This is a genomic window from Mycetocola sp. BIGb0189 (assembly GCF_024810155.1).
GTDB lineage: Bacteria > Actinomycetota > Actinomycetes > Actinomycetales > Microbacteriaceae > Mycetocola > Mycetocola lacteus.
Map to the genome: position 1 here is coordinate 323,372 of NZ_JANUED010000001.1, position 26,890 is coordinate 350,261.

Consider the following 26,890-nt stretch of genomic DNA (forward strand, 5'->3'; position numbering starts at 1 on the left):
CAGTCTCGACCCCTGGGAGAGGATAATCTCGCATGTTTGGTAGCTATGTTGCGCTGGGTGATTCCTTTACCGAGGGCATGGGGGATGAGCTGCCGAACGGGCTGATTCGCGGCTGGGCAGACCTGGTTGCCCTGGGTCTTGGACAGGCTTCGGGTGCCCCGATTCGCTATGCGAACCTGGCGATCCGCGGCAAGAAGGTGAACGGCATCCTCACCGAACAGGTGGAGCCCACCGTGCGCATGCGCCCCGAGCTGGTGAGCCTGAACGGCGGCGGCAATGACATCATGCGGGTGCGGGTATCAATCGCGCGCACGGCGAAGCTGATGATCGACGCGGCCGAACGACTGCGTGATGCCGGATCCCACGTGCTGCTGGTGTGTCAGCCGAACCCCGGCCAGCATCTGCCGCTGGGGGCGCTGCTCTCGTCGCGGGGTCATGCGGTGGCGGCGGAGATTCGCTCGCGGGTGCCCGAGGGGGTGACCCTGATTGATAACTGGTCCGATCCGGCCCTCAGCGAGGGGCGCTACTGGGCCGACGATAACCTGCATCTGAACACCCTGGGTCACACCCGGGTCGCGGCCACGGTGCTCCAGGCGCTGAACGTCCCGGTCCCGGTGGAGTGGGCGGTGGATGAGGTGGCTCGCTGGCCCGATCGGGGTGCGCGCAGGCGCGACCGGGCCTACTATCTGGAATACGTGCTGCCCTGGGTGGTGCGCCGGGTGACCGGGCGGAGCGCCGGGGATGGCAAGAGCGCCAAGCTGCCGCTGCTGGAGACGGTGCAGATTCCCGGGCCCGAACGGCCCACTCGGCTGGCGCTGTCGTAGGGGTGCGGGACACAGGCACCGGGTGACCACCGGTAGGAGTTTGCCCGTTGGTGCGGCGTTCCGCGGGCGGCTGTGAGAGGATTTTTGAGACGGCTCGGAGGGCGTCGTGGAGGAGCGTTGATGTATTCCAGCTATGTCGCGGTGGGCGATAGTTTCAGCGAGGGCATGGGCGATACGCTGCCCGACGGCAGCGTGCGCGGTTGGACCGATCTGGTCGCCCTGGCGCTCGGTCGAAACGCCGGTTCTCCCATTCGCTATGCGAACCTGGCGATCCGCGGGAAGAAGCTGGAACCGATCATCGCCGAGCAGGTGGAACCGGCGCTCGCGCTGGGGGCCGAGCTGGTGACCTTCAACGGCGCGGGCAACGACATCATGCGTCCGCGCGTCTCGATCGACGCGGTGGCCGCCCGCCTCGTTGAGGCTGCCGAACGGTTGGGATCCGGTGGTGCCCGGGTCGTCGTGGTGAGCGGGGGAAACCCGAGTGGACATATCCCGATGGGCCGCCTGGTATCGGGCCGCGGAGACGAGCTGGCCGCCGCGGTGCTGCACCGGCTGCCCGCGGGCATGACCTACGTGGATAACTGGTCGGATGCGGTGCTCGCCCAGGGACGATTCTGGTCGGCAGATAACCTGCACCTGAACACGATCGGTCACATCCGCGTGGCCGCCAACGTGTTGACCACGCTGGGCGTCCCGGTGCCGGCCGAGTGGGCCGTGTCCGAGACAGCGGCGCTGCCGGATACCGGGGCGCGGGGGCGTGACCGGGCCTACTATCGCGAGCACGTGCTGCCGTGGATTGGACGCCGACTCACCGGTCGCAGCTCGGGGGATGGGCGTCCACCCAAGTTTGCGACCCTGGCGCCGGTGATCATTCCGGATCCCATCGTCCAGGCGTCGTAGTTTTCCATGTCTCGCACTGTGACGCGGGACATGGCAGCCGATCGACTCTCCCCGGTACGATCGGCGAGGAATCCCCAGATGAAACGAGGAACGAATGCTGGTTGAACCGGATATCGAGTGGGTACGCGGGTACCAGGGGGTTGCCACCGCGCCCGAGGATCTGGAGTCCTTCTGGACCCGGACGCTTGATCAGGCGGCGGCGCATCCGCTGAACGCCCGGTTTGTCCGCGTGGCCGAGCGGCTACGCCTGGTCGACGTCTATGACGTGACCTTCGCCGGTTTTGACGGTCAGGAGGTGCGGGCCTGGCTGCGAGTTCCCGCGGGAACCGACCTGGATGCCGCCGGAGACCTGGCGGCCGTGGTGACCTATGTCGGGTACGGCGGAGGTCGCGGTGAACCCGAGGACGACCTGCTCTGGGCCAGCTCGGGCTTCGCCCACCTGCACATGGACACCCGCGGACAGGGCTCGGCCTGGAGCCGCGGCGACACCGGCGACATCGCGACCCAGGGTCCGACCGTCCCGGGACACATGACCCGCGGCATCGACGACCCGGATAACTACTACTATCGCCGCCTGATCACCGACGCGGTGCGCGCGGTGGATGTGGCGCGAGGCGTGGCGGCAATCGACTCCTCACGGATCGCGGTGCAGGGTCACAGCCAGGGTGGTGGGCTCGCGCTTGCCGTGTCGGGGCTGCGGTCGGATGTGGCCGCGGTGATCGCCCAGGAGCCGTTCCTGTCCGACTTCCCGCGCTCGGTACGCGCGGCCACACAGAAGCCGTATCGGGAGATCGGCGAGTACCTGGCCATCCACCGCGGCGACGCGGCCGAGGTGTTCGGGGTGCTGTCCTACTTTGACGTCTCGAACCTGGTGGGCCGCGCAAGCGCCCCGGCGCTGGTAACGGTTTCGCTGATGGACCCGATCTGCCTGCCCTCGACCGTCTACGCGGCCTACAACCGCTATGCGGGCCAGAAGCGGATCATCGAGTGGGAGTTCAACTCGCATGAGGGCGGCCAGACGCTGACCTCGCGCGCGGCAATCGGCTTCCTGGACGAGGTGTTCGCGGGGGAGTAGCCGTTTGGTGATCTGACGGCGCGCGAACTCGTTTGCCGGGCTACCGGTGGTCGAGGTGAGTTCGCCTCTGCCCGCGACGTATTCGCCGCGGTATCGGTTATAAACGCAGTGTGCGGCCGGGTCCAGTGGGCCCGGCCGCACACTTTTGCAATCCGTGCACACGCCGATTCGCGGCCTCCCCGATCGGACTAGCATGGGGCAACGGTACCGCCTGCAGTGCGGATGCCGCCGGCCCGCGCGTGGCCGGCCGGGTTGTAACGGCGACGGGGAGTAACCGGTGGGTGCAGAGAGCATGGAGCGAATCGTGGTGCGGGATGGCGCGGAGCAGCGGTCCGCGGCGACCGGCGAGGCTACGACTGCCGGTGCTGTGGTCACCGAGTCGAACGGCGCCGAAGCCCGTGTGGGTGAGGTTCGAACCTCGGATGGTGCCGGGGCTGTGACTGCAAGTGAGGCGGGTTCCGTGGCCGAGCCCGGCCCCGGGCGTGATCCCGAGCGAATCGAGGCGAGCCTGGATGAGCTGGTCGAGCGCGCCCGTGCGCTGATCGTCCCGGGGGAGCGCCGCCTGCTGGGAATGGCCGGTGCGCCGGGGGCTGGAAAGTCGACCCTGGCCGCGCGCATCGTCGCCGAGCTGGGGGAGGAGGCGACGCTGGTCCCGATGGACGGCTATCACCTCTCCCGCGCCGTGCTCGCCAACCTCGGCCGCACCGATCGCAAGGGTGCCCCGGACACGTTTGATGCCGCGGGCTTCGTGGCCCTGCTGGGCCGCCTGCAGGAGGCACGGGAGACGGTGTACGTTCCGAGCTATGACCGCGACCTGCACGAGCCGGTGGCGGCGGCGCTCGCCGTATCTCCGGTCACGCCCCTGCTGATCGTGGAGGGTAACTACCTGCTGCTGGACGATCCCGAGTGGGCACCGGCACGCGAGTTCCTTGACGCCGCCTGGTACGTGGAGATCCCCACTGGCCTCCGCACCGAACGCCTGGTCGCCCGCCACGAAGCCCACGGCAAATCCCCCGAGCATGCCCGCGAATGGGTCTTCCGCAGCGACGAGGCCAACGCCCGCCTGATCGAGGCCTCCGCGGTCAACGCGGACCTGATCGTCACGCCGGTGCAGGACTAAACGGCTCCCCGCACGCCGCTCCGCCCCGGCGACACGCGCACCCCGTCACCCGTTTTCTCTTTCACCCCCGTTTCGCGCTACTATAAATGAGTTGCCGGAAACGACAACGGGCTGTGGCGCAGCTTGGTAGCGCACTTGACTGGGGGTCAAGGGGTCGCAGGTTCAAATCCTGTCAGCCCGACCATTGTGCTCTTATTAGAAACAAGAGCATGAGAAATCGAGAAATCTACGGGGATAACCCCGCCAGAAATGGCGGGGTTTTCTTTTTCTTCGACCCTTTGGTCCTTCTGCATTTGGCTCACGATCTGCTTGAGTGTCGAGCTGAAGAGTTCGTCGAATGGCGGCGCAAGTATCGCTCGAACCTGATGCTCGTCGTTCTCGTCCATGTACACCTCGATCCGCTCGAAGAGTAGCTGGTTGAACATGCGCCGGTGATGGTCTGGGGCTTGCCGGTATGCGTCGGCGCATTGCTGGGCGAGATCGATTGCCATGTCGACGTAGCGGGCGGCATCGCCGAGGTCTGCGGTGAGTGCGTCGAGTTCTTTCTTCACCCGCACGAGTTCCACATCGAGGCGTTTCTGTTCAGTGGCGAGCATGTCGAGCGGGATGGCATCGTTGTAGTGCGCCTCAAGAAGTTTCCGCTGCCGCCGCTCAATCTCGAGCTTCTGCGAGTTCAGCGCCTCCGCTTGAACCGCGGTGTCGTTCTTCAGAAGGCGCAGCTGCTCAGCGACGACTTCTCGCAGATTATCTGCGTACTTTGCCCGCAATGCGAGACGGTCGTACATCTCCTGGATGAGGTCTTCGGCCTTGTAGAAGTTGATCGATCTGAGCATGCAGTCGTTGCGTTTTGAATGACGCCCCAGGCAGGAGTAGTACGGGTACTCTTCCTCGGTGCGGGGCTTGGCGACCTGCACGATCATTCGCATTCCGCACTCCCCACAGTAGAGCGTTGACTTCAAATAGTGACCGTGGGTGATGGTGCGCTCGCCGTTGATTTTGCTCTTCAAGATTCCTCGCACCTTCTGGAAGGTCTCTTGATCGATCAGCGGCTCGTGGTTCCCGGGGTATTGCGCACCTTTATAGCTGACGATGCCGAGGTAGTACGGGTTCGTGAGGATCTGGTGCACCTGGCGCGTCTCGACCGGCTTCTCCGGGAGCTTCGTGGTTTTGGCCATCGTCAGGCCCCGCTTGATGAGTTCATCCGTGAGCGAGCGCACGCTCCAGTCACCGGTGGCGTAGGTTTTGAATGCCCAGGTCACGAGCGGCGCACGCTTCAGGTCGACCTCTACGGTGCGCACCTCGCGGCCGTCATCGATATGGCGCACGTTCAGGTAGCCGATCGGTGCGCGTCCGACGCTGCCACCCGACCGCACTTTCTCGGTCATCCCCTTCTTCACCTCGTTCGAGAGGTTCTTCGAATAGAACTCGGCAATCGAGGACATGATGCCGTGGAGCAGGATGCCGCCCGGGGTCTGATCGATGTTCTCGCTGGTGGAAACGAGGCGGATGCCGAGTTCATCGAAGCGAGCATTCAAGGTAACGTCGTCGGCGCGGTTTCGGGCGAGACGGTCTACCTTATGCACAATCACGTAGTCGATCGTTGCCTGTTCTTCTTCGAGGTATCGCAGCATCGCCTGGAGAGCAGGCCGGTTCGTGGAGGTACCAGAGACTCCGCGCTCAACAAATTCCTTGACGACCATCGCGCCCATCGAGGTGGCCTTCTTTTTATTCGCGTCACGTTGCGCCGGGATCGAGAACCCTTCTTCTCGCCCGCCGCGTTCAGCTTGTTCTCGAGTGGAGACGCGGAGGTAAGAGACTGCTCGTTTGGGTGCGAAGCTCTCGGTGAACGCGGCAACCGGGTCAGCCGCCGCGGGCGGCGCAGCGGCGGCTGGGCCTGGGTTGAATGTGGTCATACTCATGTCTCCATTGACGCTTCTTTCGGCAGGAGAGTCCAGTCCATTCTTCGGTGGAATCACGGGGTTTTCCACAGTCACCTCAATGCCATCAGGGGTGGGTTGGTTATTTGTAGAAGGCATAGACTCTACGCTTCCCGGTGTCGTCCTCGACAATGTCGAACCCTGCCTCCATCGTCTCGGCGAGGGCCTCATAGTCGGGGCTGATGTTGTCAAAGATCAAGTGCCGTTCTGCCGCGTACTCGTGCACTTCTTCGATGCGATCTTCCACTCCGGAGAGTTCATAGATCGCGTCTTCGAGTGACGGATAGGTGCCGATGAAGTGGCTGTGGAAGTCCACCATGACGTCGCCGGTGACCGCGCTCACATCCGGCAGCGACAGGTAGGCGCGCAGGGCAGCGTCTTGATCAATCTGGAGTTCTGCGAGCGTGGTCGTGAGATCTTCGATCGTTTCTCTGCCATAGATACCTGGCACATGCACCAGGTACTTCTGCTCATCGAGCTCGACCTCAGTTGGCACGAGGAGGTGCTCGAGCTTCGCATGGTCTTGCCGCATGTAGGTCGTAGTCTGCACATCTGGATACTTCTCACGGACCAGGTAGGAGCCGTAGGTGTCGACGAGCTCTTTCACCCACCCGGTCTCGGTGCCTTGGGCGAGGGCTAGGTATTCGTCGCGGAGCTGCTCGTATTCGCCCTCACCGGTGCGACCGTAGCCCGCCAGTGCGCTCATACGCCCAAAGGCGCGTCCAAGTACGTGAGCGATAGTGCGGGCGGTTTCACGCCCAATCTGGGTGTCGTTTTCGGCGGCATAGCTGAGGCCCGCGGCGATGCGGTCGCCCCACCTATTCACGGCGACGTCGAGCCTGCGCCAATCAGGGGTGACGCGCTCAGGGGCCGGGTACGCCGCGTGCTCCTCCATGGAGGATGTGGGTTCTCTCCTGGGTGCTGCCTCTGGCACAAGCCCTGCGTGAAGTCGTTGGTGTTCTTGAAGCTCTTGGGACTGTGGAAATGGTTGTTTCTCGTTCATGTTGGTTCCTCCTTTCGATGAGGTGAAAATGATTGGGTGCGGGGCGAACCGCAGGAGTGCTGGTGGTTCGCCCCGCGGGTTGTGCTAGCTCTCTTGCTGGTCACGAATGACGCCGAGATCGAACACGTGCACACAGTGTTCGACGTGGGCGAATGCGTATTTCAGTTCGAGAACTTGCCGGAGACGTTCCTCGTCCCAGTCCAGAGGCTCATCAATGTTGTACTCCGCCCCGGGAGCTTCGAGCGCTTGCGTCCACCCAAATTGCGACATGAGTCGCTGGGTGGCTTCCTCACAGTTCCCCCTTTCACCGAGTGCCCCGCCTCGAATGTGGTGACCACGTTCTTGGCTGACGTTCTCGCGAGACCGGGGAGCAGCAAGAAGGCCATGAAGGCTTGCTTGTAGCGATCGGTGATGCGCGCGTACGCTTCCGCCCAGCCGGGGCCTTGCATATACAGCTGCAGAACTTCTACGGCTGCGACGCTGATACGGGCAGTGTTTTCCCGCTCGTGTTCCAACTGATCCTTCATGAGGGGTTCCCTCCTTTCAATGCGAGTAGTTTTGTGTCCGGCACCTCAAGGTGCTGCTTGCGCAGTGCTTCAGAGCACCCCGGTCTAGAAAGGGCTACGCGGCAGTGGGTGGGCCGTCACGGATTAGCGCAGACAACTCGTTGGGGGTGATCACTGTGAAGAGATGCCTCGGGAGCTTCGGCTCTGTGTCGAGCGCGCGGAGTAGCTTGCTCTTGCGCTCCTGATGGGGCACGATCCACACCACTGCCGGGTACACGCCGTGAAGTTCTTGCTCGGTGCCGCTGCGGCGGTAGTGCTCGTAGTGCAAGCACTTGCGGATCACACGGGCAGGGTTCTCGGTGGCGCGGTCTACCTCGATGAAGTACCGGTCGACGTAGTCGCTGCTGGTGACAGTAACGGCGAGGTCGGGCTTGAGGATGGTTTTCGTTCCGTGGTTGCTGAGGAAGTGTCTCCAGCAGTCTGGTTCGAGCTGTACCTCGAGTTCGCGCTGATACTGGCGGGCAGCTTCATGGAGCACGACCCTGGTTTCGGTGATCGCGAGATGGTGCTGCAGAAACGTGGTCGAGTGATGATGCGGACGTATCCGCCGGGCAGTCCCGTTCAGATGGCGGATCCCTTTGGTCGAGAGCGTCCAGATAGAGACCGCGGAGCCGCCCTGCCAGCCGCCGATACGACGCTCGAGCCGCACTACATACTGTTGCCGGTGGAGTTCGCTCAGGTGGCGGCTCGTCTGCCGAATCGCCGACCGGCGGTTCCCATATAGATGCTGGGTGAGTCTGACGAGTTGGTGGCTCGTCGCGAAACGGTGGTCCTGGAGTAACTGCAACAGCTGCATGTGGATCGGTTGCAAGTCAGCACTCATTGGGTGCCCCCTGCAGCCGCCGTGCTGGCATCACAATCAGTGATGGAAGTCACCGCCACATTCCGGCCTACTTCGGCAAAGTTCCGCGGTACTTCTCGAACAATAATCGGAGCGGAATGTCTACCGGAACGTCTTGAGGTCAGACAGCGCATCATCGCTTCACCCTCCCTACCGGCACACTCGAATCGCCAGCAGATTCGACGGGTTCGGGGTCCGCGTCGAGGAGTTGCAGCAGTTCCTGCTCGGTGGTTTCCGATGGAACACCATAGCGTTCGTGTGACGCCGCGTAGGTGTCCGCGGGGTCTCGTCGTGCAGGGCTTGGCGGGAGGGTCGCGATGGACATCCAGCCGGTGTTTTCGCTCTGCTGCATGACGTTCGCGTAGGCGTGATACTTCGGTAACTGCATCAGGTCCTGTGCGTCAACGTCGGGCATATGTTTTGCGGTTGCGGTGGCGTCGAGACCGTTCATCCCGAAGTAGATCTTGCTCCGTGTATTCGCTTCCACCGCCTGCACCATCGCTGGTGACAGTTGCGACCGATACTGGTGCGCGAGGGCGAACCCCGCCCCGAGGGAGCGCGCTTGTGCGAGGGCGTCAGCAAGGTCACCTGGGAGACCTGCGATGAAGTCGTGAACCTCATCGATGTAGATATTCACCACATGGCGGCGCTCCTGAGGGAGAGCTTGCCGTGAGAGGAGCTTCGCCCAAAGCTGCCCAAGGAGCAGTGATCCAAGAAGCTTCGCGGCATCGTGGCCTTGGAGGCCACGGTTGAGGTTCACGATCACGATGCGCCGCTTCGTGAACAGATCCCCGATATCGAACCTGGGGTGCGTTTGCCCAAACACTGCCCGCAAGCCTGGTCTGAGAATTAGCTGCCGTACCTTGTTGAGTACCGGTGCGATTTCGACGGCTTGCGCTTCGGGTTTCTTCGCGTCGTACTGCCGCCAAAATGGATCCGTACCCAGCGGATCCACCTGCCGCTTGAGTAGTCGTTTTCGGAAGGTGGGGTTCGTGAGGAGCGGGTGCAACCAGAGCAGATTCGCATCCGGGGTTCTCGCCAGGGTTAAGAACGCGGCCGAGAGGACGTCTGCCGTGCGGATGCCCCAGTGTTCTTTGAACAGCGCCTCAAATGTTGAAAGCAGGGTGTCGGCGGTGACCGACGGGTCACGTCCGGCGGCGTCGAGCGGGTTGAACCCCACCGGAGTGGTACTGGTTGGATCGATCACTACGACGTCTGATAGGCGTGATGTGGGGACTCTAGCAAGAACATCGGTCGCGAGGTCGCCTTTGGGGTCGATGAGGAATACGCCTCTGCCTGCGCGCATGTCGGCTTCGATGAGGCCGAGCATCACGGTCGACTTCCCACTCCCGGTCGGCCCCATCAGATGCGTATGGAACGCGGAGTCACTGATCGGGATCGACACCGCCTCGTCTCTACCCGGGGCGGTAAGGGTACCGATGCGGCGCTCACTCGTCGTGAGTTCGCGCTTCGGATTGAGGGTGCGCGGGTGGACGGTGCCGAACATCGGCAGCGGGGGGTCGCCGATAGGCCACCCGGTGAGTGCTGCGAGTTCACCCACGCGGAGCTGGAGCGGCCACCGCCACGGTACCCGCGCATTGTTCAGGTGCGCGGGTTGCTCGTTTTCGAGCGCAAGCCGCGTGTTCGCTGTCTCGAGGCCTTTTACGACGCCACCGATCGATGAGATCAGCTGCCGGAGTCGCGCCGGTGGGCTCCCTGTCGCGCCCATGCGGAGCGTGAGTGCAAACCCATGCTCCTCCGCAGCTCGGGTAAGAACGCGTCCATTTTTGGGTGTGGGTTTTCCAAAGAGTAGTTCTGCCCAGCCGGGTGCTTCGACCGTCGTCCAGTGTGCGGGTGCGATTCTGCGACCCAGGAGCAACTGGACGACGATGCGTTCGTCACCTGCGAGAGTGGTGAGGGAACCGTAGAGTCCCCGAATCACCGCTGCCGCTTTCTCGCTACTCACGACGAGTCCCCTCCCGCTCTGCGTCAGCTTCGCTGCGATCTCAACGGGTGGACGTTTCCATCGCGGCTTCACCACCCTGACTGGAAGCGATGTGGCGAGTACCTGTTTGAGCGCGTCGATCCGGTGCGGCTCGACACCGATTAACCAGCGCAGATGATTCTCGTCGGCATGGAGCTCGAGAGCGATGACGCCGAGCTCTCGTGCAGTAGCAAACCGCTCCAGCACCGCCACGATCTGTGCCTGTGTGAGGGTCGTGTCGAAGTGGAGCTCACGCCACTCAGTACTGGATCTGTGCTGGTTACGACGGCGATTGTTTTCTCGTTTGTTAGTCATGGTTTCCACCTCCATTTCCGGTTTGTTGCCCCTTGTTATGGGGGAGTTGTTTCGTTTCGTCAAGATGCATCGCAAGGAGCAGCAGGATCCGTGCGAACTCCTGTTCGTTGAAGTCCTGCTTCCACACCGGTCTGATCCGATGCCGAGATTCGTGTTTTCGCTTGTAGGCGCGTTTAGGTCGTTTGCTCATAGCCGTCTCCTTTCGTGGTGTGGGGTGTTCAGCGGTCGTTCCAGCGTCTCTTCTGCCGGTACACCCACCGAAGTCCGGTCACGATGGCTGCGGCGACGGCGAGGAGTGCGAAGAGCCACCAGATCTGTTTCGCCAGCTCGACTGTCAGGATGAGGAGCACGACGCCGAAGAACAGCGAGGCTGTGAGGCTCAGAAAGCTCGCCCCGAATGGCTTCTGCCCGCCACCGCCCGACATGCTTTACACCTCGCATGACGTAGACTCCGACACGGCTTCTTCGGTGGGGTCGCCGGGAACCGGGTAGCCCCACTTCTTGAGCGAAATCAAAGACGGCTCAGCAGCATCGATTTCGTTCCCCCAGATATCCCAATCGCCACGAGTCGGCGCTTCACGGCGAGCGAAAAGTTCAAGCAAGGGGCCTTCGCCGACGACGCGTTCGATCATCGAATGGATTTCTTCTGGCTTGTGCGAATGATCCTGCAGCGGGTAAATACCCCAATTAGGTTGCGATCGGAACGCGAACTTCGTGCCCGTACCTTTCATGCCGAGTAGCAGCAGTTCACCGGCATTTCTGAACGTGTTTCCGAGGGTGAAGCGCGGTTTCGCCCAGAAGTAGTAGTTCGAGTATCGGTACCCCCAGCGTGTGAGTACCTGGATGCCGAGCGGCAAGGTCGCGGCGGTGACCCACAGAAAACAGAAACTCTGCTCGGCAGCGATCTCCTGGATTGCATCGCCCATGCCGAGAATGAGGTCGTCTTCGAGCAGCGTGTAGTGCTCCGACGCGCCGAGCTTTCCCTTCTGATGTAGCGACCATGGCGGATCGGCGAGGATCGCCCGATACGTGCCGGGTTTCGGCGTTCGGTCAGTGTTCAGTCGCTCGAGCTGCGGCGGGTTGGTGATGGGTGCGGTGTGGGTCATGGTGATGTCTCCTTTGATCAGAAAATGAGGTGGTGAATACAGGGGCGTGGCGCTCCGGGCTGTAATGGCCCTTATTGAGCACCATCCCGGCGGCACTGTGAAGAGGACGCAAGCGCACTTGCTCACACGATTTACCAGGCCCGTAACAGGGGTCGCCGGTGAGTATCGGGGAGGCGTGAGCTGATGCTGTAGAAATCACAACAGCCCGCGAAAACAAGGACAAAAGTCAGGGGCTATGAGGAGTGCCAGCGCGGATCGTCGCCCGGGTTGCTCCGCCCCGAAAACGAGTGAGCGAGTGTGTGAGCACGGCGGCGAGCATCCCCGGCGGGTCCGACGGCGACACCTGCGTCACCTCCACATTCGGCAACGCGAGCAGCGGTGCTGGCGGCGGGTTTCCGAGGACGACCGCGTGCACGGAGCCTGGGAATCTCGCGATCTCTTCATACGGCTGCGTGGGTTGCTGGTCGAAGAGTTCGAAGTCCGAGAAGATCACCGCCACCCTGTCAATGCCGGGGTGCTGCTCGGCGAGACGGTTCATCGCCATCATCGACGGGGTAAGACTGCTCGACCCCATCGCTTCGGCCGGTGGTTCTACCGCGGAAAGTAACTTGCCGACCGAGGGGCCATCGTTGAGTGGGAGTGGCCCGACTGGCGTGATCTTTGGGTGATCGAACCGGAACACCGCAACCTGCTGCAAGTCAGTGAGCGACGCGGCGGCGATGTGCCGGAGCGCACGCTTTGCTTCCTCATATCTGGCCCCTACCGGGTCGTTACCTGCGGCAAGTGATCCAGAGTCATCGAGATTAAGCAGCATCAGCACAGGGGTCTGCGGGTCACTGCCAGCGTTCCCCAGTTCGACGTAACGGAAAGCTTTGGCGTGCGAGCCGAGAGTTGAGATGAGCGCTGGGGCAAGCAGGCCGCTTGGAAGGAGCACCATGGTTACTTCGCTCCCTTCCGTGGCGCGCGTCCGACCGGGTCGTCGGGGCGTGGCCCGTGACCGGCTTGTGCGGGGTTATTTCGAAGGATTCGGTACTTCAACGCCCGCACATGCTCCACCGCAGCCACGCCACGAGCGGCAATTTCCGTGCTGATGCTGTCGCGTTCAGCAGCAGACTCTGCAGACGACTGCCACGACGCATCTGCCGCAAGTTTCAGATGCTGATTCTGGCGCGTTTCGTAGTCAGCTTTGGCAAGATCGATGAGGTCGGCAACTTCGTCGGCTCCGGCGTATGAGACGAGGAATGAGCCACCAGCGACCGCGAAAGCGATCCCTGCGAACAGCACCCCGATGAGCGGATCGTCGACCGTGGCACGCAGCGCACCGATGCCGACAGCGATCATGAGCGCCGTCACCAATGCCAGCAGTAGCACCCGCTTCAAGATTGACCCACCCCGATCACCCGTTGCGAAAAGATGCGCGAACGGCTGCACCTCTACCGGGAGTTCATCGCTCGGGGTCTCACGGAGGGCGCGGCGGCGCATATCCGAGTACTCGGTACCAACGAGCCCTGCCACAACGGTTGCCGCAGCAGCGCTCCCGGCAAGGGCGAGGGCGATGAAAGTGGGTTCGCCGAGCCAAATCGCCGCGGTTGCGAACCCGGCAAGATCGCCCACAAAGATCACCGCCTTCGCCGCCTGATACCAGCGCTTACTGCCGACCGCACGACGACGATGCGCTGCTAATACAGAGGCTGTGTGGAGGTAGCGTGTGCGGGCCTGCTCGAGGAGTTCACGACTACCTGTGACGACGTGCTCTAGTTCGCCGGTGTGCAGGGCGAGGCCCGCCTGTTTTACCGCAGGAGCACGAGTCTCTGTTTCTCGGGTGGCTTCCCAGAGTGCCACCTGCTCGAGCCCGAATTGCTCGTACTCGACTTCTACCCACAGCCCGGCGGTGTCCTTCGGACGCGGGGTGACGGACGCGGTGCATGCTGGGGTGAGCCGGAGCCGGTCAGCGGTCTCGTCGATGTCACCAGCGATCTGGAACGGATCGAACACTCGCGAAACCGGGTGGGACGCAGGACTAGTGGCATTGGTAGTCATGGTTAGCCCTTCCACTGGGTCGCGACTGTGCAGGAGGCAGCGTTGGTGCGCTCACATACCCGCTCCCAAAACACCGAGATCTGCTCCACAGTCGCGGACGGCAACGGGGTGGTGGTGCGCCCGATTCCAGCGAACGTGAGATGCACCCCAGACAAGTCAGGAACCTTAACCTGCTCAGCCAAGCCGAGAGCAGCTTCCCTGCTTAGGGCGGCAGCAGGATCAACACCGACATTCGTCACTCCATCCGTCGCAAGAATGACCTCATGCACCGCGTCAGGGCGCTGAGCCTGCGCCTCACCGACCAGACGCAGCACCCCGATGACATCGGTCGCAGACGACGAGGTATCTGCAGCAGCTGCTGCGAACTTGTCTCGTACTGTCGCGGCGGCGTCCTTTGCGAGCTGCTGCTGTTTGCGCTTCTTTGCATTCTCCGTGGGAGCCTCCACCGAGAACGATTGATCGAGGAGAGTGACCGTCTGACCGGAAGACTCGCCGAACGTTGATATGGCGAGCGTTCCCTCGCAGACGGCAGTACGGGTTGCGATACGAGAAGCCAGGTCTGCGTACTCGTCGCTCATGCTTGAGGAGGTGGCGTCGAGGTAGAGGGTGCTCACGAGAGGTGAATCAGGGCATCCTGCGGTGGGCGTTGTCCCGTTCTCGACGCTACAGCCCGCCAGAGATGGACACGCAAGCATGAGACCCGCGATACCGAGGTAACCGAGACGAGAGTGAGATCGTTTTGGAGTATGCATGGCTGGGCCTTTCGCTGAAATGAGGAATCCAGGTCGCTCCTCCGAGAGATGGGAGGACCGCCTGTATCCAGGCTCGTTCAGCGAGTAGATTTAGTCATGACATGAAAGTGACACCCACACAGGCAGAGGCCACTCAGAGCCTTGAAGCCCGCGTCGGTGCTGAGTTGCGTGGGTTGCGGAAACTACGCGGCGGCATCACCGTCGAAGCGATTTCGCACATGAATGTCATCTGCCAGCTACTCGGCGCGGGCGACCCCTACGTTGCTTACACGAAACTGCAACACGAGGTGCTTGCATCCAACCTGGACATTTCGATCAAAGCGGCTGCCGCATCGCTCGGCTTTAGTAGTAGCGGGCAATCGCACCTCGACCGACTCAACGAGTTCGCCGCCGAGGCGGGGCTGGAACAGCGTCAAGTGCGGCGGCATAGCGACAGGGGCATCGCCGTTCTCGCCACGCTTATCTCGAGCAACTGGGCAGTCGAAACCGTGCCACAACTCACCGCGATCATTGAATACGTTGCGGGTGCTGGATGGCGGATCCACCTGCGCACGCAACGCCTTCATGTTGTCGAGATGAGTGAACCTGAAGTAACGGTCATGGTCGGTTCCACACATGACGAGTATGAGATGAAATGGATCCATGGAGACCGGCGTAGCTGGCGCTACGGTCATACGAGCACTCCGTTGAACGTGCGCGAGACGTCAGAGGACGTTTCAGTCGTGGTTGTGTGGCGGGGTGAACTCTGGCCAAAATTCAATGTGCAATGGCTCACCCCATGCCCCTACATGGTGTCGGAAACGTTAGGGAATAAAGTGATGCTGCGCTTATTGGAAAACCGCTTACCCTGAAAACTTTGTCACCTAAACATGCAGCAGACCCAAGCGATGCGTGTTCCCCTTGCGCTTCGCGTGAGCGAGGGACGCGGTGGGCTTCCGGTTGGTGACCTTCTCACTGGAGACATGCTTGTGAGCACTGGCCTTGATCACCATCCACCAGAAATAGAGATAGGTGAAGATCAGGAGCACCATCGCTCTGAACAGGAACCAACCGACTGGCGAGAGATCTGGAACCAGACGCACTACGCGACGGCTCCGAAATCACCCCCTCGAATAGCGAGGATGCTAAAAGACTTGAAGATGGTGTGGTGGAAAGCCAGACGCATTACTGCTCTGGGATATACCATGAATTACATGCTGAGACAATACCGAAAGCGCCTCTCGTCAGGCATTTATCTCTCGCTTTGCGATATTCCTCTTCCTTCAAACTGAGGATTATGAGAGAATAGAAGGTAGATCGCAGCGTCCCGGTTGAGCCGTCCGGCTCCCGCCTGCGACCACCCTCGCGCTGTCTTGCAAGCGCGTCGCCTGGGTGGTGTCCGAGGTCGCCGGTACCCTAGAGACAGCCATGAACAGAACGTAATCGCGCCGTTGGCGCAAAGGAGCACCAGCACCCGATGAAACGAATAGCGGCACGATCACCCCGCCGCGACGGCCGCCAGGCCGCCGCGGCTTCGTTGCGGTCGCGTTGCTCTGCTCGGAGGGTGTGCTGATGGCCTCTCCGCTCACGGACTACCAGGCGAAGTACTACGCGCACGAGCTGCAGCGTAGCTACGCGAACGATCACGTCGGCAAGCTCGCCGGGCTCCTGTTCGACGCCCAGGTGGAGCCGAAGCCGCACCAGATCGACGCTGCCCTGTTCGCTCTGCAGACACCGTTCCTGCCGGGCGTGATCCTCGCTGATGAGGTTGGCCTCGGTAAGACGATCGAGGCGGGCATCGTCATCTCGCAGTACTGGGCCGAACGCCGCCGCCGCATCCTGATCGTCGCCCCGTCGAGCCTGCGGCAGCAGTGGCAGCAGGAGCTGTACGAGAAGTTCCTGATACCCTCGTCCATCCTTGATCCGAAGTCGAAGGACTCGCTGCTTGATGCTGCGGGCGGTCGTTCGGCGCAGGTGCTGATCTGCTCCTATGAGTTCGCGCTGCGGCACGAGACCTCACTGCTCAAGGCGTGGGATCTGGTGGTTGCGGACGAGGCGCACCGGCTGCGCAACTACTGGACAGGCAAGACAAAGGCTGCCGAGGCCGTCGCGCATATCGTTGGCGGTGCGCACAAGACCGTCCTGCTGACCGCCACGCCACTGCAGAACAAGCTCGAGGAACTGTACGGGCTGGTCTCGATCTTCGACTCGGGCTACTTCTACTCGCTCGATGCGTTCCGGGAGCGGTACGTCAAGAACCGCGACCTCGGTGGCGACGACGACCTGGTCGAGCGTGTCGCCACCGTCTCGAAGCGCACACTGCGCCGCGATGCCGACAAGTACATCCACTTCACGAAGCGCCTGCCGCTGACGGTTGAGTTCACCCCGTCGCCGGACGAAGCGCGGCTCTACGACCTGGTGAATGACTACCTGCAGCGCGACGAGCTGTTCGCCTTCGCCGGTAGTCAGCGTCACCTCTCCGCCCTGATCACCCGCAAGCGTCTCGGCTCGTCGACCTACGCGGTCGCGAGCACGCTGGAGAACATCGCCAACCGTCTCGCCGATGAGGTTGCCGCCGGGCAGCGCCGCGATGGGCGTGGTGGCCTCGTTGCAGCAGACTTCGCTGTCGACGACGAGATCACCAGCGAGGAACTGGAGGAGGCCGACGAGATCGACGGCATGGACACTGGTGCCCGTGCGTCGTCGTTGCCGCTGGACGAGTCGTTGCTGGAGGCGATGCGTGTCGAGGTTGCGGAGCTGCGCGAGTACGCGGCTCTGGCTCGTTCGATTACCGAGAACCAGAAGGCCGTCAAGCTCGCAGAAGCGCTCGACCTCGGCTTCGAGCGGCTCCGTGAACTGGGCGCTCCCGAGAAGGCCATCATCTTCACGGACTCGACGAAGACGCAGGAGTATATCGCGCGCTCACTGCGGGAGGCCGGTCGCGGCGAGGGCCTCGTTCTTTTCAACGGCTCGAACAACGGGCCGGAGCAGACCGCGATCTACCGGGCGTGGCTGGAGAAGAACAGAGACGGCGACCTGATCACCGGCATCGCCGCCGTGGATCGGCGCAAGGCGCTTGTGGACTACTTCCGCACCGAGGGCACGATCATGATCGCGACCGAGGCCGCAGCGGAGGGCATCAACCTGCAGTTCTGCTCGATGCTCGTCAACTACGACCTTCCCTGGAACCCGCAGCGGGTCGAGCAGCGCATCGGACGCGTGCACCGCTTCGGGCAGAAGCACAACGTCGTCGTCGTGAACTTCTCGAACAAGGGCAACATCGCCGAGCAGCGCATCCTTGAGCTGCTGACGAACAAGTTCCAACTGTTCTCCAGCGTCTTCGGCGCAAGCGACGAGGTGCTCGGCGCGATCGAGGACGGCCTTGATTTCGAGAAGACGATCAGCGACATCCTCACCCGCTGCAGAACCGCTGACGAGCTGGACTCTGCGTTCAGGGAGCTGGAAGCGCAGTACGCGGGTGAGATCTCGCGCGAGATGGCCAGCGCCAAGGCGAAGGTCTTCGACAACCTCGACCCCCACGTCCAGGATCGCCTCAAGGCCTACGACACGCAGTCCGGCGAGGTTCTCAACAAGTTCGAGCGCCTCCTGCTCGCGGTAACCCGGCACGAACTGGACCAGCATGCCACCTTCGAGGGCGACGGGCGCACCTTCGTGCTGAACGAGTCGCCCGTGCGGGGTGCGCCGACCGGACACTACTTCTTTAAGTCCCGGCCACTGGAGAACGCCCACCAGTACCGCTACGCGAGCCCCCTCGCCCAGCACGTCGTCGAGACCTCGAAGATCCACGACACCCCGGCACGCGAACTGACGTTCTCGCTCGGACAGTCGGAGCGCGTGAGCAGCGCGATTCGTGCGCTGGAGGGCACCAGCGGCGAACTCACCGTCAGCATCGCGACCTTCCGGATGAGGGCACGCGACGAGGACGTCTCCGAGTCCTACATGCTCGCCGGCGCACTGACCGATGACGGCCGGTGGCTCGATGAGGAGTACGTCGAAGACATCCTCGACCTCGCCTGCATCGACGTCGGAACAGGGCCGGTGGCGATCGACGAGAGCCGCTTCACGCCGCATCTCGATACTCGCCGGGCCGAGTTGGAGAAGGAAGTCCAGGGTCGCAACTCCCGTTATTACGACCAGCAGGAGGAACTCCTCTACCGCAACCAGCAGGATCGCAAGGCTGAGCACGAGGGTGCCATCCGCGACTACCGCGCCAAGGAGAAGGAAGCTCGCAGGCTTGCCAGGCAGGCCGACGACCCGATGGAGCAGCTGCGCCTCAAGAAGGAAGCCCGCAAGTGGGAGCAGCGTGCCGAGGAAGCCGACGAGGACTTCCGAGACACGCGCAAGAAACTCCGGGCTGAGGCTGATAAGTACCTCGAGCTGATCGAACAGTCACTCCAGGGAACCCAGGAGACCGAGCACCTATTCACGATTCGCTGGCGGATCACTACATAGACCACGGGTCATTCACAAACCCGACGCAAATTGTTAAAATCATGAAAGAGAATCACCCGAATGACTGACGAGATCCACGAAACACCATCCACTACACCGAACTTCCAGACCGAGCTGGCAGTGCAGCTTGCCGATCTGATTCCTGAGACAATCGCCGACGGCAAGGTGGATGTCGAGAAGCTCAAGGAACTACTCAACGGCGACGTTGCCGACAGCAGTGAGCGGTTCGGACTGTTCTGGCCCGGCAAGAAGCGCGCCCTGCGAGCAGCTCAGGAACCGACCACGGCGACACTGAAGCCTGACTTTGAGAACTCGAAGGACTGGGACACGACGGAGAACGTCTTCATCGAAGGCGACAACCTCGAAGTGCTCAAGATCTTGCAGAAGCACTACCACGCGAAGATCAAGCTGATCTACATCGACCCTCCGTACAACACCGGCAAGGACTTCGTCTACCCGGACAACTACAAGGAGGGCCTTGACACCTACCTTGAGTGGACGCGCCAGGTCAACGAGGAGGGCAAGAAGGTTTCGACCAATGCCGAGACTGAGGGTCGCTACCATTCCAACTGGCTCAACATGATGTACCCGCGCCTCAAGCTAGCGCGGAATCTGCTCACTGATGACGGCGTCATCTTCATCTCGATTGATGACAACGAGCAAGATAATCTTCGAAAGCTGTGCAACGAGATCTTCGGTGAAGCCAACTTCATCGCGCAGATTGTGTGGCAGAAGAAGCAGTCGCCTCAGAACGATGCAACGTACATGTCGGCTATGCACGACTACGTGCTGGTCTATGCGCGCCGGAGCAAGGCGGACAAGTCCGACCCCGAGGGCTTCGCAATGAACAAACTAGCCCGCACGGCTGCGCAAGAGGAGAAGTTCAAGAACGTCGATGACGATCCAAGAGGGCCTTGGATCTCTATCGATCTGACGTCAAACAAGAACGCATCAGAACGGCCCAACCTGTACTACCCGGTGATCAACCCTGCTACGGGGCGTGAGATTCTGCCGAACCGTGAAACAGTTTGGCGCTACGAGCGCTCTTCTATGCAAAGACTGATCGATGAGAACCGCATCTGGTTCGGGCGAAACGACGAGGGATTCCCGCGACAGAAGCGTTTCCGTAGTGAGATCGATGACGGCGTTACGCCCTCCACCTGGTGGACGCGAGACTTTGCGGGTGACAACCAGCAAGCGAGGCGTGGGATCCGAAAGCTGTTCCCGGACTTTGATGCGTTCTCGACTCCGAAACCGGTCTCGTTGGTGAAGCGCATCCTCGACCTTGCAACCAGCGCCGATGCCGACGATATCGTTCTCGACTTCTTCTCTGGCTCCGCAACAACTGCGCATGCAGTGCTTGAGAAGAATGCGGAAGATAGTGGCCGGCGGCGTTTCGTTATGGTGCAGTTGCCGGAGCCGACCGGTGATAATTCCGAGCCGGGGCGTGCTGGATATCCAACCATCTCGTCTGTGAGTCGTGAGCGGATTCGGCGTGTAGCGAATTCGCTCACGGAACTTGTCGGCCCTCCGACGGATCTTGGCTTCCGCGCGTACACGCTAGCCGACTCGAACTTCTCGAAGTGGCGGCTGTCGAGCGATGTCGAAGAGGATGCGCTGCAGCAGCACCTGCTCAGCCTTCGTGACAGCGCCACTGACGACGCCTCGGCCGACGATCTGCTCACTGAGATTCTGATCAAGCAGGGCTACTCGCTGAGTGAGGCTGTCTCGCCCGCCGAGATTGGTGGCCTCGATGTCCGTCTCGTGCGGGATCGCGACGGTGACATCGCCGTATTGGCGTACCTGAATGAGCACGTCAAGCCGACGCTCGAGCAACTCCGTGCACTCGTTGACGAGTCTCCGACGCGGATCATCGTGCTCGAGGATGCGTTCCAGGGCGACGACGAACTCAAGACCAACCTGGCCCAGCTCGCGAAGAGCAAGGGCATTGAGCTCTGGACGGCCTGAGTATGAAGAACAGCACAGCGAGCGGATCAGGATTTCAGTTCGACGCCAGTCAGCCATATCAGTTGGATGCGATTGCCTCGGTGGTCGACCTGTTCGACGGACAGCCGAAGGACGCCGAGAAGCTGGTCACGACCTTGCGTGGTGCGGCGGTACTGCCCGACTCAGATCAGGCCGCCCTCGACATCGACCTCACCCAGGAGGTCGGCGCAGTCGGCAACAGCCTGGTGCTCGACCGTGACCTAATCCTCGCAAACCTGCAGCGAGTGCAGGATCGGAATGGGCTTGAGGTTGCACCGTCACTCGCAGGCGACGCGCTCGACTTCGATATCGAGATGGAGACTGGTACGGGTAAGACCTACGTCTACCTGCGCACCATCTTCGATCTGGCTGTCCGCTACAACTTTACGAAGTTCGTGATCCTCGTGCCGAGCGTCGCGATCCGTGAGGGCGTCAGCACGAGCATCCGGCTCATGCGCCAGCACTTCGAGAACCTCTACAAGCCGCAGGGCGTCACCTTCGACGCCTCGATATACAGCGGCAAGAGCGCTGAGGAGGTGCAGTCGTTCGCAACGTCCACGAACGTACAGATTCTGATCATGACGATCGACTCGATCCGTGGCAACGCGAACACCCGCATCATTCATCAGACCCGAGACAAGCTGAACGGGCTGCGACCGATTGACTATCTGAAGGCGACCCACCCCGTCGTGATCATGGACGAGCCGCAGAACATGGAATCGCAGCTCTCGCAGTCGGCGGTTGGCGAACTCGACCCGGTGTTCACGTTGCGCTATAGCGCGACGCACAAGAAGCAGCGCAACGTCGTCTATCGGCTCGACCCGGTCGACGCCCACGATCTTGGTCTGGTGAAGCAGATCGTCGTGGCTGAGGTGGCCCAGCAGGGTGCGGACGCGACGCCGTATATCAAGCTGGTTGAGGTGCGGCGTGAGCCGTCGTGGTCGGCGCGGCTGGAGCTGTCCTGCCGTAAGGCCGATGGCTCGCTTGAGCGTCGGGTCGTGAGCGTGAAGCAGCATCAGGAGCTGTCGGATGCACGCCTGACGAACAACCCGATCTACGAGGGCTGGCGCATCAACGAGATGAGCATCGAGCCCGCCTACGTCGACCTCACCACCCACGGGTTCCTGTACGAAGGCGAGAGCATCGGCGCCTCGGCCGGCGCGATCTACAAGGAGATGATCCGCGAGACCATCCGCGAGCACCTGCGCAAGGAATCGATGCTGCGCACCAAGGGCATTAAGGTGCTCAGCCTCTTCTTCGTCGACAAGGTCGCCAGCTACCTGGGTGACGGCACGAACAACGACGACGCGAACGGTGACTTCGTGCAGTGGTTCGATGAGGTCTTCGTCGAGGAGCGTGCGACGTCCGCGCGCTACCAGGAGCTGCTGCCGCAGGCGCCGAGTGAACTGCGCAGGGCGTATTTCTCCCAGATCAAGCGCGGCAAAACGACGACCTTCCAGGACTCGTCCGGCACCACCAAGGCTGATGACGGCGCCTACGAACTGATCATGCAGCAGAAAGAACGCCTGCTCGACGAGAACGAGCCCGTGCGGTTCATCTTCAGCCACTCTGCCCTGCGCGAGGGCTGGGACAACCCGAACGTCTTCCAGATCTGCACCCTGCGTGAGATGGGTGCCGAGACTGAGCGCCGCCAGACCCTCGGACGTGGCCTCCGCCTCCCCGTCGCAAAGACGGACGACGGCTACACCCGTGTTGCTGACCGTGGCGTCGCGACGCTGACGGTCGTCGCGAACGAGTCGTACACGAAGTTCGCGGATGCGCTCCAACGCGAGTACAAGGACGCCGGGGTTGAGATCGGCCGGGTGCGCCGAGCTGAGTTCTCGAAGATCCCGCTGCAGGACGAGAACGGTGCGCTCACCGACGACCAGTTCGGCTACCAGCGATCCGTGTTGGTGTGGGAGCACCTCAAGGACAAGGGCTTCATCGACAAGGACGGCGCGGTCACCTCGAAGTTTCAGCCGAGCCAGCTCGGCTTCGACCTTGGCCTGCCCGTCGACTTCGTCTGGGCTGAGCCGATCATCATCGAGCTGGTCGAGCGCGCGAACATCGGCAAGTACGTCAAGCCGGTCAGCAAGCGTCAGCCGCGTGTGCTTAACAAGCAGCTCTACGCAAACCCGGAGTTCGAGGAGTTCTGGGAGGCGATCACCCAGAAGACCACCTACCGCGTCCGGGTCGGTCGTGACCGGCTGATCGAGAACGCTGTGCGTGCTATTCGTGAAGCACCAACGATCGATCCTCTCCGTATTGAGGTAACGAGAGCTGGAGTGAAAGTAACTCGCGGCGGAGCGAAGGGTCTAGAGATCTCAGCTCCGCGACGCGAGCTTCTGGCGGGCAGCTACGACCTGCCCGACATCATCACGGAACTCCAAGAGGCGACCTCCCTCACCCGCAAGACCATCGTCGACATCCTGATCGGCAGCGAGCGGCTGGGCGAGTTCATCGGTAACCCGAATGACTTCATTGCGATGACTAAGCGCGCCCTGCAGAGTGAGCTGGCAAAGATCGTGGTCGACGGCATCCAGTACGAGCGGATCGCGGGATCGGTCTACGAGCTTCGCGAGCTGCAGCGGGACGGCGAGGAGGAGAAGGAGCGCTTCCTTGACCAGATGTACAAGGTGCAGCACACTCAGAAGACCGACTTCGACTACGTCGTCTTCGACTCCGATGTCGAGCGCCAGTTCGCTGAGCTGCTCGACTCTCGCGAGGACATCAAGCTGTTCATGAAGCTGCCCGCCAAGTTCAAGATCGACACCCCGGTCGGGCCGTACAACCCGGACTGGGCGATCATCAAGCAGGAGGACGGCGAGGACCGGATCTACATGATCCGCGAGACGAAGAGCACGCTCGACGACTCGAAGCTCCGACCAACCGAACTCGCCAAGATCAAGTCCGCCAAGCGCCACTTCGAAGCCATCGGCATCGATGACTACGCACGAGCAGTTCCGGGAGCATGGAGGATCTAGTGGACGAGGAGGATGCAGGCGGAGAGTTCGAGTCCAAGATGGACGGGATCTTCATCAAGGTCATAGATGTCGTCGAGGACGGTCGCGTCTTCTTTGGTCGACTTCCCAACGGCGGCAATAGTCGGTTTTCTTTCCCGCAACCGGTGGGTCTGAACCGCGGGGACGTGATTTTTGTGAATGAAGACCAGCAGTGGTTTTCGGCACCGAGCGCGGCGTGGCCTGACGACAGCAGCGTCGGCATCATACGGAAGATCCTCGATGATAGAAGCAAGATCGTTGTTGAAACGAGCGGTGGTGGTATGCGCATCCTAAGTGGCCCGCAGACTGTCAAGGTCGAACCGGGAAACACGATTCAGTACACGGAAATCGACGGGATCGTGGACGTCGTCTCGAAAACTCCTATTCGTTATCGAGAGACGGGTGTGGACGAGGATCTTGCAGCGTATATTGTCAAACCAGGAGAGAAGCCCCTCACCTTCGACGCCCTCGGCGGATATGACGAAGTTAAGGAACGAGCGAAAGAGCTAATCGAGACGCAGCTCGGCCGAGCTGGTGAGCTAAAGGCAATTGGGGCAAAGCCTGTTAAGGGAGTTTTGTTTACGGGCGCACCCGGGACAGGGAAGACGCACCTGGCGCGAATCATCGCGGATGTATCAGGAGCAGTCTTCTATCAAGTAAGTGGCCCATCTGTTGTGAGCAAATGGGTTGGGGACAGCGAGGAAACGCTACGGCGTCTCTTCGAGGACGCCGCCAAGAAGGAGCGCGCCATCATCTTCTTCGACGAGATTGATAGTATCGCTGCGCGCCGGGGCTCGGATTCCAATGGCGAGTCCAAGCGAGTGGTTGCCCAGCTGTTGACATTGCTTGACGGCTTCAAGCCGGACAGCAACGTGATCGTTATCGCCGCAACCAACCGAGTCGAGGATATCGATGAGGCACTTCTGCGCCCGGGGCGCTTTGACTGGGAGATTGCTTTCGACCTCCCCACCGAGCGCGACCGTCTCGAGATCCTCAAGATGAAGGCCGGTGAGCTCCAGGTCGACGATTGGCTTCCGATCGAGGATCTCGCTCGTGCGACGGACGGCTGGTCAGGAGCGATGCTGACGGCAATCTGGACCGAAGCAGCACTTCTCGCGGCTGGTGACCGGCGTTCAAGGATTGCGGACGAGGATCTTGCGATCGCCTTTGAGCGGGTGCGCTCACGTCCTGTGCGGGCGAGAACGGAGAGTGCGAATGTCGCTTAAGAACTGGCTGCGGCATCCGAAGAAGTCATTCGAAGACTGGCGAGTACGTCGGAGGAGAAGAGATGACGCAGAGCAAATAAAGAAGAAGCTTCCGCTTCGAGAGTTCGTGTACCTGGATGCAGTGAGCCTTCATAGTCTTCTTGTGTCGCAAACAGATACGATCCCAGAAGCCATCACTCAGACAATATCTCGAGCTGATGAAGCGGAACTTATCGGCAACGCGAACGCTTCGGTGGGAAATGATCTTGTCGGCAAGGCGGAAGCCCAAACGAGTGCGCGCTACCAGACCAGCAACAGTGATAGCACACAGAGCTCCCGTAAGGCCGTAATTCAAACACTCTTCAAGCAGTTGAGAGAGCAGCCGCTTGAGTTCAAGCTATCGCCGCCTGAGCAAGTTAATGCCCTCAAGCAAGCGATGGACATTAAGGGCGCCTCGGAGAATGTAGCCACCGTGGGTTCGTCTTTCGTGCGTGGAGATCTGGTAGAGGTTGAAGTGGAACTCGCGGTCGATCCTGTGTTCAAACTCGGTGCGATGATGAACGAGTGGTCAGCGATGGCGGACGAGTACCCTGCCATGTTCTCCACCCACGGTACGCTCGGCTTTCTGCGGGACTCAGAGCCGATTATGAAGGTCCTTGATCGATTCCTCACGGGCCTCATTCCGATCAGAGCGACGGCAGTTAACTACGTCGTCGTCACCATAGATGACATTGAGTACGTCGTGCACAAGGAAGCAGTGGAAGCGCTCGAACTTGAACCTCAACCGCTGTTCGTTACGGGGGTCACAGAGCATCTGGGGTTCTGGAAGGACATCAGGCGAGTCCTGTTCTCTGATGCGCGCTTCACAATAATGTCCCGCGTCGCTAGAGATGGCCTGCACGACAAGTGGACTCCGGTCAAGCTTGCAGATCTCTTTAGTGAGGTCGCTCCAGACTTCGTCGACCAGATCAACGCAATACGAAGCCCGACTGCGGATAGCGGCGCTCCGGTGAATACCCAGGCTCAGAACCTCGCGCTCGTGAAAGCCTTGACGCATTACAGGCTCGCGATTGCGCCGAACGAAGCCTCTTGGAGCGGTGAGAACCAGCAGGAGTTTGTTGCACTTGCTACGCAGCTGTCTGCAGGAGCGACAGATGCGATTGCTCAGCGAGAAGCATTCGACCTTGTCCGAGAGCAGGTCGTAAGTCAGCTGGGGCTGGAAGCGCCCTCACCTGATGACGACCTCAAAGCTCGACAGCACGCTCGATCTGTGGCAAGCCTTGATCTGATACCAGGGGGTCAGACACCCCTAGCCTCCACAAGTGCTCCTTCGCTCGCCGCGACTGATGAAACCAGGAAACCTGGACGGATACTCGATACTGAGGTGATTGCAATCTACTGGTGAGCACGGCGTCCGCGGGCAAATACTGCGATGTTCTCGGGTGGTCTACCGGCGGCGACCGTGCGAATCGCGGGTCTTCACTCCGCGTTGTAGAAGCATCGTCCGGATAGTGACGGCGTCAAACCCGAGCTGCGCGCCAACGTCGGCGAGTGAGAGCCCTGAATCGTAGAGACGGGCGGTCATGTCGACTTGGCCCGGGCTCATGCCTTTCGGCCGCTTCGCTGTGCCCGTCCTGTCGAGCACCTGGCCGACCGTGACGCGATGAATGCCGTGCTTCGCTGCGGTCGCTTTCAGCGTCTGCCCTGCCTGGTACTCGGTCACAATGGCCCGCTCCGTCTCGGTAGGCAGGTGCTTCCCTTTGCGCGCCGATCTCGGAGGCT

General features: G+C 61.4%; 23 protein-coding genes and 1 tRNA gene. 11 read left to right on the forward strand and 13 right to left on the reverse strand.

The window, feature by feature from the left end; all coding sequences use genetic code 11:
* Positions 1–32: 32 nt before the first annotated feature.
* From M2390_RS01430 to M2390_RS01450, 5 genes are all read left to right on the forward strand, one after another.
* Positions 33–824, forward strand: a complete 792-nt coding sequence (locus M2390_RS01430) for an SGNH/GDSL hydrolase family protein (protein WP_259176511.1) — start codon at positions 33–35, stop codon at positions 822–824.
* 120 nt (positions 825–944) lie between these two features.
* Entirely contained in the window at positions 945–1,724 is a 780-nt protein-coding gene (locus tag M2390_RS01435; RefSeq protein WP_259176512.1) for an SGNH/GDSL hydrolase family protein, read from the forward strand.
* A gap of 94 nt (positions 1,725–1,818) precedes the next feature.
* Positions 1,819–2,799, forward strand: a complete 981-nt coding sequence (locus tag M2390_RS01440) for an acetylxylan esterase (protein WP_259176513.1) — start codon at positions 1,819–1,821, stop codon at positions 2,797–2,799.
* Between the two features lie 277 nt (positions 2,800–3,076).
* Positions 3,077–3,919 carry a nucleoside/nucleotide kinase family protein gene (locus tag M2390_RS01445; RefSeq protein ID WP_310503955.1) on the forward strand — a complete coding sequence of 281 codons (843 nt, stop codon included), beginning with the start codon at positions 3,077–3,079 and terminating at the stop codon, positions 3,917–3,919.
* A 107-nt stretch (positions 3,920–4,026) separates the two neighbouring features.
* Positions 4,027–4,103, forward strand: a tRNA-Pro gene (locus M2390_RS01450).
* Here the strand turns inward: M2390_RS01450 and M2390_RS01455 are convergent.
* The 11 genes from M2390_RS01455 to M2390_RS01505 form a co-directional block, all read right to left on the reverse strand.
* Entirely contained in the window at positions 4,066–5,832 is a 1,767-nt protein-coding gene (locus M2390_RS01455) for a recombinase family protein (protein WP_259176514.1), read from the reverse strand. The genes M2390_RS01450 and M2390_RS01455 overlap by 38 nt on opposite strands.
* Before the next feature lie 106 nt (positions 5,833–5,938).
* Positions 5,939–6,859, reverse strand: a complete 921-nt coding sequence (locus M2390_RS01460) for a hypothetical protein (protein WP_259176515.1) — start codon at positions 6,857–6,859, stop codon at positions 5,939–5,941.
* 161 nt (positions 6,860–7,020) lie between these two features.
* A complete protein-coding gene (locus M2390_RS01465) occupies positions 7,021–7,386 on the reverse strand; it encodes a hypothetical protein (protein WP_259176517.1) in 366 nt (121 codons plus the stop codon).
* 94 nt (positions 7,387–7,480) lie between these two features.
* The gene (locus M2390_RS01470; RefSeq protein WP_259176519.1) at positions 7,481–8,248 is read right to left on the reverse strand and encodes a replication-relaxation family protein; all 768 of its coding nucleotides are present in this window, start codon (positions 8,246–8,248) and stop codon (positions 7,481–7,483) included.
* Between the two features lie 151 nt (positions 8,249–8,399).
* A complete protein-coding gene (locus M2390_RS01475) occupies positions 8,400–10,580 on the reverse strand; it encodes a type IV secretory system conjugative DNA transfer family protein (protein ID WP_259176520.1) in 2,181 nt (726 codons plus the stop codon).
* A complete protein-coding gene (locus tag M2390_RS01480) occupies positions 10,558–10,755 on the reverse strand; it encodes a hypothetical protein (protein WP_259176521.1) in 198 nt (65 codons plus the stop codon). Before M2390_RS01480 ends, M2390_RS01475 begins: the two co-directional genes overlap by 23 nt.
* A gap of 28 nt (positions 10,756–10,783) precedes the next feature.
* Positions 10,784–10,990: a hypothetical protein gene (locus M2390_RS01485; RefSeq protein WP_259176522.1), complete on the reverse strand. Its 207-nt coding sequence runs from the start codon at positions 10,988–10,990 to the stop codon at positions 10,784–10,786.
* Between the two features lie 3 nt (positions 10,991–10,993).
* Complete coding sequence (locus M2390_RS01490; protein ID WP_259176523.1) at positions 10,994–11,671, reverse strand: S-adenosylmethionine-binding domain-containing protein; 678 nt, start codon at positions 11,669–11,671, stop codon at positions 10,994–10,996.
* A gap of 226 nt (positions 11,672–11,897) precedes the next feature.
* Entirely contained in the window at positions 11,898–12,608 is a 711-nt protein-coding gene (locus M2390_RS01495) for a hypothetical protein (RefSeq protein WP_259176524.1), read from the reverse strand.
* Positions 12,609–12,610: 2 nt separating this feature from the next.
* Positions 12,611–13,711, reverse strand: coding sequence for a hypothetical protein (locus tag M2390_RS01500; RefSeq protein ID WP_259176526.1), 1,101 nt, complete (start codon positions 13,709–13,711; stop codon positions 12,611–12,613).
* A gap of 2 nt (positions 13,712–13,713) precedes the next feature.
* On the reverse strand, positions 13,714–14,325 hold the full coding sequence (locus M2390_RS01505) for a hypothetical protein (protein ID WP_259176528.1): 612 nt from the start codon (positions 14,323–14,325) through the stop codon (positions 13,714–13,716).
* Positions 14,326–14,564: 239 nt separating this feature from the next.
* Here M2390_RS01505 and M2390_RS01510 point away from each other — a divergent pair, with 239 nt between their 5' ends.
* Positions 14,565–15,314 (forward strand): hypothetical protein, encoded by a 750-nt coding sequence (locus M2390_RS01510; RefSeq protein ID WP_259176529.1) that lies wholly within the window; start codon positions 14,565–14,567, stop codon positions 15,312–15,314.
* A gap of 12 nt (positions 15,315–15,326) precedes the next feature.
* Here M2390_RS01510 and M2390_RS01515 read toward each other — a convergent pair whose 3' ends face one another.
* On the reverse strand, positions 15,327–15,545 hold the full coding sequence (locus M2390_RS01515) for a hypothetical protein (protein ID WP_259176531.1): 219 nt from the start codon (positions 15,543–15,545) through the stop codon (positions 15,327–15,329).
* Positions 15,546–16,014: 469 nt separating this feature from the next.
* Between M2390_RS01515 and M2390_RS01520 the strand changes: the two genes are divergently transcribed.
* The 5 genes from M2390_RS01520 to M2390_RS01540 are packed head-to-tail and all read left to right on the forward strand — an operon-like array spanning position 16,015 to position 26,513.
* Positions 16,015–18,915 carry an SNF2-related protein gene (locus M2390_RS01520; protein WP_259176534.1) on the forward strand — a complete coding sequence of 967 codons (2,901 nt, stop codon included), beginning with the start codon at positions 16,015–16,017 and terminating at the stop codon, positions 18,913–18,915.
* A 60-nt stretch (positions 18,916–18,975) separates the two neighbouring features.
* Positions 18,976–20,883, forward strand: a complete 1,908-nt coding sequence (locus M2390_RS01525) for a site-specific DNA-methyltransferase (RefSeq protein WP_259176535.1) — start codon at positions 18,976–18,978, stop codon at positions 20,881–20,883.
* A 2-nt stretch (positions 20,884–20,885) separates the two neighbouring features.
* The gene (locus M2390_RS01530) at positions 20,886–23,885 is read left to right on the forward strand and encodes a DEAD/DEAH box helicase family protein (RefSeq protein ID WP_259176536.1); all 3,000 of its coding nucleotides are present in this window, start codon (positions 20,886–20,888) and stop codon (positions 23,883–23,885) included.
* Positions 23,885–25,129, forward strand: coding sequence for a 26S protease regulatory subunit (locus M2390_RS01535; protein WP_259176538.1), 1,245 nt, complete (start codon positions 23,885–23,887; stop codon positions 25,127–25,129). Before M2390_RS01530 ends, M2390_RS01535 begins: the two co-directional genes overlap by 1 nt.
* The gene (locus M2390_RS01540; protein ID WP_259176539.1) at positions 25,119–26,513 is read left to right on the forward strand and encodes a hypothetical protein; all 1,395 of its coding nucleotides are present in this window, start codon (positions 25,119–25,121) and stop codon (positions 26,511–26,513) included. Before M2390_RS01535 ends, M2390_RS01540 begins: the two co-directional genes overlap by 11 nt.
* 42 nt (positions 26,514–26,555) lie before the next feature.
* On the opposite strand, the gene M2390_RS01545 is transcribed toward M2390_RS01540, so the two are convergent.
* Positions 26,556–26,831 (reverse strand): hypothetical protein, encoded by a 276-nt coding sequence (locus M2390_RS01545; RefSeq protein WP_259176540.1) that lies wholly within the window; start codon positions 26,829–26,831, stop codon positions 26,556–26,558.
* Positions 26,832–26,890: the final 59 nt, after the last annotated feature.